Genomic DNA, 12,717 nt, shown 5'->3' on the forward strand with positions numbered 1-12,717 from the left:
ATATATTTTATTAAATTTTTCATTTTATCTATCTAAATATTTATTTTAATTAAAATGACATTCTTACACCAAGTGTATAAGTTCTAGCCTGAGGATTACCACCGACATTTAACTGACGGATATCGCGATTTTTAGCAACTTCAAAAAGATTATATCCCTGAAAATTTAAACTAAAATCTTCCATTCCAATTTTTTTACATAGGTTCTCACTGAATTCATATGTTAATTGGGCACGACTAATCTCAAAGAAACTAGTATCATATAACCAGAACGATGATGTTCTAAAGTTATTTTGATTATCACCTGAAGTTAATCTTGGAAAAGTAGCAGTATTAGCAGTTTGTGGTGTCCAACGACCTAAAACTACTTCTGAGTATTTATCGGTTCCATTTGGGCTGAAGTAATTGCTAAAACCAGTTAATTTATTACCAAGTCCACCTGTTTGTCCTGTACCTAATACAAATAAGTTAAATCTTTTATATTTTAAATTAAGATTAACTCCATAAGACCATGGGCTTGCACTCTGTCCTATATCAATACTATCATCATTATCAATAATATCATCTCCGTTTTGGTCTATATATTTTAAATCACCTGGCTTAACTTCTCCAAACTGAGGTTCTGGCAAACCATTTATTAAATCTCCATTAACATCAAAATCAGCAGCAGAATAAAAACCATCGTTAACTAATCCATATATGGTAGATAATTCTCTTCCTTGTCTATTTTGATATTCAAACTCATTAGTTTCAGATCGTTTTGAAGCTTCTGTTTGACTGTATAATACGTTTGCACCAATTCCTATTGAAAAATCATTAAAGGTTTTATTAAAATTTAAACCTAATTCAAAACCGGTATATAAATTAGCATTAAAGTTATTAAAAGGTCTAAATGTATTATAATAAGAAGGATATTGATCAGCTAATATAGTTAACTGTTTATCAAGTTCTGTTCTAAAATAATTAGCTTCTATCCAAAGTGAATTCATTAAATAACTTTCAAAACCTAAGTTTAAATCAATACGCTGTTCAAAACCTAAATCTGGGTTAGCACCTTGTGAAATGTTTTGTCTTCTGTTAGAGTATACACCATCTGCCCAAGTAAAATTTGCACCATCTGAATAGTTTTCATCGTATAAATAATAACCATTAATTCCTACATCAGATTTAATAATTCCACCAGATGCTTTTAATTTTAAGTAATTTACAAAATCACTGTCTTTTAAAAATGACTCTTCACTTAAAATATAACCTAAACCAAATGTTGGAGAGAAAGCACCTTTGTTACCATTTGGTAATTTAAGAGAGTTCACATAAGCTCCAGAAAAATCTACAAATATTTTCTTCTGAAAATCATAGGTCATTTGAAATCCTATATGAGAATCTCTATCAGTTTGAATAACACCATCTCTTTTTTCTGAATTGTAATAACCCAAAAGTGTTGTATTTAAAGAGTTATTACCAGCAAAAGTTTTTTCATAATTTACTAATGCATACATCCCTATACGCGATGTAAATCCATTAGAGCTAACATTTTCAGATAAATCTCTTCTATCTTCACCGAAGTCTTGTAATGCAATTATTTTACCATCTTGCCATGTTGGAGCATAAGCTCTGTATTGGTTAGATATAGATGTGGTATAAGAATCTAAAAAGTCGAAGCTTAAGTAAGTTTTTGCAGATAATCCTTTTGTTATTTTAGAAAGATCTAAATTTATTGTGTTATTAAATTGTGTTACGCGAAATACGTTATTTTGAAAACCACCTGCAATAGATCGAGCTATAGGTGCATTTACTCCAAGCTGTTGTGCAGTACCTAGTAAATTTCCATCAAACACATTAGCTCCTGCTAATAAAGTTGCAAGATCTGGATTATTATCAATATCTAAAGCACTAACTGGAAGAAAAGGCGCATAATCAAAAGGAATAAATGTAGGAGCAGCACTTAAAAGATTAGCTCTAGAGCTTTTAGAATTACTAAAAATCGCAACCCCATCAATACTACTTGTAATCCAGTCATTTACCTTAAAATCTATGTTACCTCTAACATTAAAACGATTGGATCCAGCATTTATATCTTCATTAATGTTAAGCCAATCTTCATTATAAAGCCATCCTACATTAACATAATATTGAGATTTATCACCTCCACCAGAGAACTCAGAAATAACATTATGAGTACTAACAAATGGTTGAATAAAATCATACAAATCAACATCTGGATATTCAATAGGGTTTAAACCATTTCGAGTGTTTTGAATTTGATCTTGAGAAAAACCTACCACATTTAAGTCTAATCCATCATTGCTAAAAGCCTCATTACGTAATTCCATAAACGTAGCTGCATCTAAATAATTTGGTAATGCCAAAGGCGTTCTTATACCAGAACGAATATTTACATTAACCTCATTTCTATTTATTTTACCACGTTTTGTGTTTATAATAATTACACCATTTCTACCTTGACTACCATATAATGCAACTGCATTTGCATCTTTAAGAACAGTAATTTGTTCTACCTCTTCCATATTTAAAATATTAGGATCACGACCAAAAACACCATCAATTACAAACAATGCATTGCCAATACCTCTAATATTCGATGAGCCTCTAACTCCAACTGTTAAACCTGTAATATAATCTCTAACAAACTGTGTATTATCATATACTAAACGGTCATTAGTATTAATTGTAGAAACAGATCCAACTATATCACGTCTATCTTTGGTAGTAACTCCCATTTTAATCTCATCATCTTCTGACGCTAAGAACTGAGATTTCTCTAAAACTAAATTAAAATTTAGATTTGTTATATCTGTAATTGAAAGCAGTTTAGATTCGTAACCATCTTTTTGAATTACAATAGTTTCCTCTTCGGGAATTACAATTTGAAACTTACCACTACTATCGGTGGTTACTTTAACTCCTTTGGGAGCAAAAACATTTACTCCTTCTAAAGGACTACCTTGTTCATCAACTACAGATACCAAGAATTTTGCATCTTTTGTTTGAGCAGTTGCAACATTCCAAAAGCAAAACAAGGTTAAGCACATCAGAGTAAACAACTTATATAATTTATTTATCTTCATTTTTTTCTTTAGTTTTTAGTATTAGTTAAAACAGATATATACAAGTTTTACCATCCTGGGTTTTGTTGAAAGCCTTCATAAAACTGTGTTTGATTTGCTTCGAATGGTAACCAATAATGCTTAGGATACTCACAAACTCTGTCTACCAATGGAACTTCTTCAAAGAACGTCCAATCTTTATCAAAATTTAATTTTGTCTTAATTCTGTATCTATCCTCATGAGCAACTCCCCAACGGCGAATATCAACCCATCTATGTCCTTCATAAGATAACTCAACAGATCTTTCTCTTCTTAATTCATCCATGAATTTATTTCTGTTTGCAACAATAGCCGGTTTTACATTATCTACTCCAGCTCTAGCTCTTAATTTATTAATTGCTTGCTCAGCAGTTAAAGGGAACGAACTAGGTGCAGTAGTTGGGCCACTAGCTACATGAAGAGCTTCTGCATACATTAGGTATACATCGGTTAACCTCATATGCATTCTAATTCCAGTAAACTGTCTAATAATATTGTTTCCTTTTTGAGAATGATATTGTCCATCAATTTCTGGATAAAACTTTTTGAAAAAATATCCTGTAAATGAATAACCGTTCCTGTCACGATGTGGACCAGAACCTCCTCCAGCACCACCTACAGAATAAAGCTGTAATACTCTATTTGCTGCAGGTATACCAGCTCTAGTTCCAAGTACGTCTCGATCTGCAAAAACCCATGCATAAAAACGAGGATCACGATTATCAAATGGTCTATTTGGGTTATAAGTTGGAGTACCGTAAGCACCGCTTAAGTCATCCTCAATCGATAATCCATTAGCCATTCCAAAATTATTATGAATAAAGTTATGTGTAGCACTTGTACATTGTGTACCAGTACCAGCTATAGGTCTTGGCATGCCGGTAGCCATAAAACTTTCTGTAGAACCTGGATGAGAACCATTAGAACCAGCAAAAATTAACTCTTTAGCCTCTGGAACAAGTCCTGGCCAAGTATTTCTTGGTGTTTCCCATAATAATTTCTTGTAATCTTCCATATTTTCTGCCAGATGATATACACCAGCTTGCTCAAGCTTAAGAACTTCTGCAAATGCATTTACAGCCATGGCTGCAAGTTCTGTATCATATGTATAAGTATCAATTCCTGGTTGGTTATTGAAAAACATTAATGGACTTGCTGCAAGAAGTAAGTTTTTACCTTGAAATGCATAAGCAGCACCTTTTGTTAATCTACCAGCATTGTTACCTAAGGTTCTTTGTCCATAAGGCTCATTATCCCAATCTACAGGTAATAATTCAATAGCCTTTTTATAATCTTCATTAATTGATAAGGCTACTTCTTTATAGGTTTCAGGTCGAGGGATGTCTATTGCTCCTGTAAATACTTCTTTGATGTGAGGAAAACGTCCCCAAAATTTCATAACTTCATTATGAAAATAAGCTCTAAAAAAATAAGCTTGTCCAAGTATAACATTCTTTTCTTGTTGCGTTAAACCAATCATTAAATCTTCGTTTGCAATAACAACATTTGCCTTACGTATTCCTCGCATACTAGCGTTCCATACTTTTGGTCTACCACGGCCTTGTTCTTCATTAGTGCTTCCTAAGGCTCCATTATTTTCGCCTGTTTGGAATCTGTTATTTTGATGTATATAACTTAAACTATTACCAATCCAAAGATTTAATTGACCACGATCTAACTGCGTACTAAATTTGAAGGTCTGAGTGTTGTAACCGTCATCTCCATATATATAATCTTGAAAACTCCAACCAGCCGTTCCATAGTCAACAACCAAATTATACATTTCTTCAACAAAACCTTGAGAAGTTTCGAAGGTTCCAAATACATCAGTTACATCAATTTCAGCTTCTGGAGCAATATCCAAATATTCTTCACAGGCAAACGTAAATAGTAGCCCAAGAAATAAAACTATTTTTATTTTAAAATTTTTCATAAATATTCTTTTTTAAAAATCCAAATTAAAACCAAAATTAAATCTTGCTAAGGTAGGATAATCTCCTCTAAAACTAGAATCGGCAGTTTGACTACTGTTAAATTCTCTATCGTCTGGTAAATCTGTCCATAAGAATAAGTTATTCCCATTAGCAAAAATACTTAGTGACTTAACTCCTAATTTCTCACATGTCTTTTTTGGAACAGTATAGTTTAAAGCTATACTTCTTAATCTTGTTAGAGAGCCATCCCAGAAATTACGTCTTGGATCGTTAGCCCCTTGATCAAAATTAAATGTTGGTTGTGTTCTTACTCCATTTGGATTATCTTTTGTCCAATATCCTAACTCATGAGCAAAGAAAGTATCAACTTGATTACTAAATGTTCTACTAGTGTAATTTCTGTTTGAATTTTGAGTACCGTAGAACTGAACAGAAAATTTCCATGCTTTATATTTGGCACCTACTGTAGCTGCCCAAGTTCTTTGAGGACGTGTAGGGAAACCAAATGGCACATTATCAAAAGCGCCATTATAAACGCCATCTCCGTCGTAATCAACTAAATTATAATATCCAGGACGTATATTTCCTTGTCCATTAACCAAAGGAGTTGAACTGTATAAATCGTCAATACTTCCAAGTATGTTAGCAGGAATAGCAGACCTTGGTTGACCGATTGGATAACCGGCTGCTTTTTGGTAAAATGGGCGTAGTTCTGGATCTTCTCTGTCAATAACTAAATCCTTGGCTTGTGTGTAATTAAAATTACCAAAAATATTTAGTCCATTTGAAAACGTATGATTAGCACCTAAAACAATCTCAAATCCTCGAACCTCTACCTCTCCTCTATTAAACGCTGGAGGGTTAGCACCAAACCAATCTGGTACGGCTCTTTGAGTACTTGGTATTAAAATATTACTACGGTTTTCTCCATAAAAATCTAACTCTGCAGTAATTGAGTTTTTAAATAAACCTATATCTGCTCCTATATTATACTTTGCAGCTGTTTCCCATTGTAAATTCGGATTACCAACATTAGCTTCAGAATAAAACACATAACTTTCGCGCACATTAGAAGCATTTGGGTTGATAAAAGCACCACCACCAATATTCCAAGTGGCTTGGTATTCAAATCTATTTCCACCACTGTCATCTCCAATTATACCATAAGATCCTCTAAATTTTAAATTATTTACCCAATCAACCTTACTCATAAAAGCCTCGTTAGACACTGTCCAACCAGCAGCCACTGCAGGAAAAAGATCGAAACGGAACCCTGGACCATACTTTTCAGATCCATTATAAGCACCACTAACGTCTAAGAAATATCTCTTATCGTAATCGTAAGTAACTCTTCCTACCCAGTCTTCACGATACGTTAAAAAACCATTACCTCTACCGTTTTGATTACGTCTTAGAAGTGCCAATCCTGTAACCGAATGTTTTTCAGCAAACGTTTGGCTGTAATTAAGAGAAAAATCATATAATAGACGTCTACCAATCGAACCATTTCTTATACTTGGAGTACTAAGTGTCCATGGAAATGGCACAAAACCAAAATCATTAATCCCATTTGGAGACTCAATTCGCTCTTCGAAAAATTCATTATAAACACGATAATTAACATTTTCTTGACCATCTGCACCAGGATCATTTAAACGCTGCTCACTTTCTGATGTATTATCTAAAGATAAACGGCCTTGGAAACTTAATCCATCGGTTATAAAGTCTAATTTTTGTTTTAAAATAAAATCGGTATTTATATTAAATGTATTTGTAGTAGAGTATCCGGTATTAGTTAACGTCACAAGAGGGTTAGTATTTGCAAAGATATCCCTATTATCTCTACCAAAAAAACCATCAGGAAAAACTGGTGTATAAGCATTTGGAGATAACTCATATATAGCGTTTGTTACTAAATTAAGGTTACCAGGTGTTTGCTGAATTCCTAAGAACCCTCCTAAATTTACAGAAAACTCGGTGGTTTTTGTAATATTAAAGTCTATATTACTACGAAAATTAAATCGTTCGTAGCTAAACTCGCTTTCATATCCTTTCCCATTATCATAACTAGCTCCATCAAAAACATCAGAAACTGTTTGGTAAGCTAAACTACCAAAATATTTAGCGTTATTTCCACCTCCTCTAACAGATAAATTGACACGATAATCTTGTGCCAAATCTTTTAACAGAATATCACGCCAATTAACATTGGGGTAAATAAAACTTTCAGCTTCATTTGCTGGATTACGATATCTATCAGCAATAGGCAATGGACGTATTAAATTCCATGAATCTTCATTTTGAGCAAGCTCACGATATATCGATGAGTTTGCTTCTAATATAGCATCATAAGCATCTAATTTTTCAGGTACCTTAGAAGCGAACTTGAACGTTGTATTTGCCTGTAAAGACAATTGCGCTTTACCCTTTTGTCCTCTTTTTGTGGTAACTAAAATAACACCATTTGCTCCTTGTACACCAAAAACGGCTGTAGCAGAAGCATCTTTAAGTACAGAAATATTTTCAATATCGTTAAAATCAAGATTGTCAATATTTCTAGGAACACCGTCTACAAGTATTAAGGGCTGTCCTGAACCATTCCAAGAGGCCTGACCACGAATAAAAATTTGCATATCATTTCTTCCAGGAACACCACTACCATTTATAGCAATAAGTCCAGGTAAATTACCTTGTAATGCTTCTTCTACGTTGGTAATACCACCCGTTATAGCCTGCAAATCTTCACCTTTTATTTGAGTAATAGATCCTACAACGCTTTCCTTCTTTTGGGTACCATAGCCCACAAGAACTATTTCTCCTAGTGTTTCCCCTACTTGCTCAAGAATTATATTAATTAGGTTTCTACCATTAATAGGAACCTCTTGTGCTTTATACCCAACGTACGAAAAAACGAGTGTTTGTTGAGCATCAACCTCTATACTATAATTCCCATTAAAATCTGTAGCTACACCTTTAGATGTACCCTTTACCAAAACTGTGGCACCTGGTAAGGGCAAACCATCTGCGGATACAGTACCCGATACTGTCTGAGCATTTGTTATTGCCATACAGGACAGTATCATTCCTGTTGCAATCAAAATTCGCTTAAGATCAAGCGTAAATTTTAGTGTCCTTTTTAATTTCATATAAATTTAGTTCATAATTAGTATTCACAAATGTAGATGTTAAAGTATGTTAAATCTGTCCTGTTTTGTATGGTTGAGTTTAGTTGATTACTTTTTAATGATTCAAAAATAGACCTTGAAAGGGGAACATATGTACTTAAAAAGTGACTTAAAAGTCCCAATTTGTATTTTTTTTCTACAAAATTACAATTCTTGGAAGATCTATGTAGTACAAGGATATTATTTTTAATAACGCTTATTTAAAATAAAGTATCAATAAAAATTAATGTTTTAATTACCAAATATTTTATAAAAGAAACATTATAATCGTCTTTATTGTATTTGAGGTCATAAGTCAAATTGGATTGGTACTCTACGTATTAAACTTCTTTTTTTAATTTTTTTGATTTTAAATAATTAAAAAAAAGAATTTTAATTAGACCAATATGTACTAGAAAGAATTCAACCTTTACTATAAAGCAAAAAACAAACGACCTAAACGTAATCTAAAAATACTTAAGCCATTCTCATACAAGACTGTGTATATAAAAACAATCAGATTTTGTTAAATATATAACCTACTTTTAATGTGTTTTTTAATCTCATAAATGTTTAGTTGTTTAATTGTTTTGTTGTTTATTATTAAAATCAAATATAATACCTTAAAAATGTTAAGCTGTCCGGTCTTGTCCTGCAAAAATTAAATAAAACATTTTTTCAGCACTAAAACTTTGAAAATTCGATTATTTATACCCATAGTTTATAAATAGTTATTAAAATATATTGGTAAATAATACTTAAACAAGAATACTTAAAATTCGTAAATATTAAGAATAGGATTTTTGTCTATATTTAATATCTAATGAATATATAAAATACACCCTAATATAGTAATTTATTTAATTTCATTTTATTTAAACCAAAAAAAAATACAGAGTGTTTTCAGGCTGATTTATTCATGTTCATGGTATCATCTAACTAAAAGCAACATTGCTAATTGAATAATATTTATAGTTATATAAAAATTAATACTCTCAAAAAATTATTTTACTGTTATAACTAATTTTTATACCATGTATAAAGTATTAAAATTTAATGCAAATGAACTGTTCTATATGGTTATAAAAAAATTATATACTTTTGGTTTTGTTAATTATAAATACAACTGAAAGTTAGTTTTATTTAATTACAAGTTTTTTATGATACACTTTATTGCCATCGGCAAGAATTTTTACTAAGTACATGCCTGAATTTAATTTAACGTTGTTTTTAACTTCCATTCGCCCTGTTTTTGTTGAATTTTCAAACATTACTTTACCTAATATATCATAAATTAATACTTTGGCATTAGTAAAATTATCAAAAGTTATAGTAAAACTATCTTTAGCAGGATTTGGATAGATTTTTATTGAAGTTATCTTTAAATTGTTATTTTTTACACTAAGCAATGGGCCTCCACTTCCAAAAACTTGCCATTTGCTTCTAGGATCATTTTCTTCAAAATCATCTATTTCAATAAGGTTATAACAATTGCCATCTGTTTGATGATACAAAAATCTACCACTATTTTTTGCTTCAAATCTAAAAGTATCATCTGTATTATTATAATGTACTGTCCATAATTTATCGGTATCGATTGCTGGTGCTTCTTTAGTTGTACTAACCACTAGATAAGCCCCTGCTGCAAAACTACCTCCTGTAGCACGTAATATACCGCTATCTTGACTATCAATATTATAGTAGTCTACACCATCAACATTTGTTTTAACAAATACCCATTTTCTATCTATACCTTCACCTACATCATGCATAACAACAGGCTGAGCGCTTGATGCAGCCCCTAAATACTTTCCTGTAGCAACATTGACCAACTCATAAACGCCTTCGGCACCAGCGCCACCGCCACCTTGACCATTAGTAATTTTCATTCGGTCAAAATTAAATCCCCCAACTTCACCAACAACTTTAATTTTTTGAATACCCTTTTTTAGGGTTATATTGGCTTTAGTGCCTTTAAAGATTGTTAAACTAGGGGTTGTAGTTAATGATATTGATGCTAAGGTATTTGATCCACTAACAATTTTTAGTTTCTTACTAGATCCTGGCGATGCTGTAAATACTTATACTTCATACACGCCATCTTCAGGGACATCAATTGTATATTCTGCAAAATCGTTAGCTTCCCAAGAATTTAAATAAAAAATGGAATTACTCCAACGTGTTACATTAACCCCGCTCTTTGTAGTATAATATTCTGCTTCAATGGTTGAGGGTATTTGATGAATTTTTGGGTTTACAGTAATGGTTCGTGATGCTTGAGCAGGGGTAAAATATTCGCTTCCTTCATCTGAAACAGTTATTGTTGCCGTGCCAGCACCTAAAATTTGTCTCACTTGGTTATCCCAAACTACTGCCACTTGATTATTAGGACAAATAAATCTTAAATTCGCGTCTGGGTTATTACTTGTAGCGATAAGACTAAAAGCCGGGTCTCCTGAAGTTACATTAGGAATAGCCTGAAAATTAATAACTTGCTGTCTTATGGGCACCTGGTATTCATGGCTAACAATGGGTGCTGTATTATAAACATCATTGCCAGTTTGCAGAGCATTAATCGTTGTAATCCCAGCACGTTTTACTTGTATTTTTCCATCAACAATAATGGCAACATCGGTATTTGTACTCTCATATTGCACCGGTAATCCAGAACTTGCGGTTGCTGTTAAAGTTTGATTGGGATTACCCCAAGTATAGGTGTTGGGAGATAAATTAAACGAAATGGTTTGATTTGATTTTGAAGCATTAGCATTAATCAATAAGGTTTGAGAAACTTGAGGCGCGGCATCAAATGTACCATTACCATTCTGGTTTGCTATAATTTCGCATGAACCTACACCCATTATTTGTACTTGATTGCCATTAACAATTCGGGCAATATTTGTATTAGAGGACTTGTAAGAAACTGGCAGCCCTGAACTAGCGGTTGCATTTAATGTAAAATTAGGATCACCTTCTGTTTTTGGGGCTAATCCACCGAAACTAATGGTTTGGGGTGTGTACTCTTCCTTTTGCAATTGGAAAACAAAACAATGAATGGGCACTTTATCGCTATTAACGGCCTCACTAAATACCACTGCAATAATACCATTATCCATTACAGTGATACTTTTTCTATCATTAATACCTACGTTAGTTCTAAAATCTTCACGCCAAGAATAAGTGCCTGCCAAAGCACTTGTTATCACAAAATTACCACCAGATAAATTAAACTTGTACATGCGATTGCCATAAAATATTCCTAAAGAACCTTTATTTCGATCTTCCAAAAATTCCGTATCATTTTGTTTTCTAAGGTAATTATAGGGATCTGTTCCTTTGGGATTGATATACATGTAAACATCATTTTTAGGAGAAATGGCTAACTGTGGTCCACCAGCCCAACCAGCATTGTCTGGAACACTACGCGGATCTGCTATTAAAAAGGGGGCATGATTAATAACTGGCAAATCGAAACTCTTCCCATCCATTGTTGTGGCTTTATCGTTCATTCGCGAACCTAATTCCATTACATAAACACCTTCATTTAGGGCAGTTGGTGATTCTGCCCAGCGCGGTGAATACGCATAATAAAATTTGCCATTTATAAAATAGGCACTACCGTAACTAAACCCACGTTCGCCTTGAGTTACTTCTTGTCCTGTACCTTGAATAATTGTTACTTCTTCAGACCACGTGTTGCCGTTGTAGTAGGTCATTATTATATTTCCTCCAACCGCAGAACCTAAACGTCTTTCAAAATACATTTCACCCAAATCGTTATTAAATAAATCGGGGTAAGTTACACTTGTTATTTTTTTACCAGGAATTAAATAATCTTGTTGTGGCAAAAAGTTGGCAGCTATAAAATCTTCGTCCGGACCAAATGCTATATTCTTTTTAGATTGGATATAATTTAAGTCTTCGTTGTGATGATCGAACATTAAATGAACGGTGCCATCAATAGGACAAATCCCAATATTGGTAGTTAAATGTGTATCTCCTTTACCCCCCACTAAACTTAATTTCGCTGGTAATGCAACATGTACCCAATTGCCTTCACCTATTTTTTTTCTTGACACCATTAAGGTACGATCTGCCCATCCACCACGATACCAAGTGTAAAACACATAACCATTTACTACCTTAACACAATTTCCATGCGGATTGATACTTGCACCATAATGATATGGTTTTGGGTCATCGGCTTTCCAGAAATAAAAAGCATCGTTTGTAACAACCGTGTTTTCTAAAATGGTAACTTGAGCATTACCACCTAATGAAATAAGATTAATAATTGATAGAAAAACGATGAAACGAAAACGGACTGAAAATCTATTAACCATAATTTTTTTATTTATTTATCTAACTATTAAGATCACAATCACTTGCAGAAACAACAAATACAAGTTCTAATCGAAAAGAAAAACGATATTAACTATTTAAAATTAATAATTAAGAGAATGAATCCCTTTTAACGAATCAATTCCTTAGTAATTAAAACATAGTTTTCGA

Annotated in this window: 5 protein-coding genes; all 5 read right to left on the reverse strand. The window is 32.8% G+C overall.

Annotation, left to right across the window (positions count from 1 at the left end):
• Positions 1–49 precede the first annotated feature (49 nt).
• The 5 genes from AW14_RS13225 to AW14_RS13245 all read right to left on the reverse strand — a co-directional run bounded on the left by AW14_RS13225 (position 50) and on the right by AW14_RS13245 (position 12,548).
• The gene (locus tag AW14_RS13225) at positions 50–3,088 is read right to left on the reverse strand and encodes a SusC/RagA family TonB-linked outer membrane protein (protein WP_084708902.1); all 3,039 of its coding nucleotides are present in this window, start codon (positions 3,086–3,088) and stop codon (positions 50–52) included.
• A gap of 47 nt (positions 3,089–3,135) precedes the next feature.
• Complete coding sequence (locus AW14_RS13230; protein ID WP_169744670.1) at positions 3,136–4,971, reverse strand: RagB/SusD family nutrient uptake outer membrane protein; 1,836 nt, start codon at positions 4,969–4,971, stop codon at positions 3,136–3,138.
• 81 nt (positions 4,972–5,052) lie between these two features.
• On the reverse strand, positions 5,053–8,109 hold the full coding sequence (locus AW14_RS13235) for a SusC/RagA family TonB-linked outer membrane protein (RefSeq protein WP_052647523.1): 3,057 nt from the start codon (positions 8,107–8,109) through the stop codon (positions 5,053–5,055).
• Positions 8,110–9,344: 1,235 nt separating this feature from the next.
• On the reverse strand, positions 9,345–10,094 hold the full coding sequence (locus AW14_RS13240) for a T9SS type A sorting domain-containing protein (RefSeq protein WP_044639239.1): 750 nt from the start codon (positions 10,092–10,094) through the stop codon (positions 9,345–9,347).
• A gap of 192 nt (positions 10,095–10,286) precedes the next feature.
• Positions 10,287–12,548, reverse strand: coding sequence for a BNR-4 repeat-containing protein (locus tag AW14_RS13245; protein ID WP_044639240.1), 2,262 nt, complete (start codon positions 12,546–12,548; stop codon positions 10,287–10,289).
• Between the last annotated feature and the right edge of the window lie 169 nt (positions 12,549–12,717).

It is taken from the genome of Siansivirga zeaxanthinifaciens CC-SAMT-1 (assembly GCF_000941055.1).
Taxonomy (GTDB): Bacteria; Bacteroidota; Bacteroidia; order Flavobacteriales; family Flavobacteriaceae; genus Siansivirga; species Siansivirga zeaxanthinifaciens.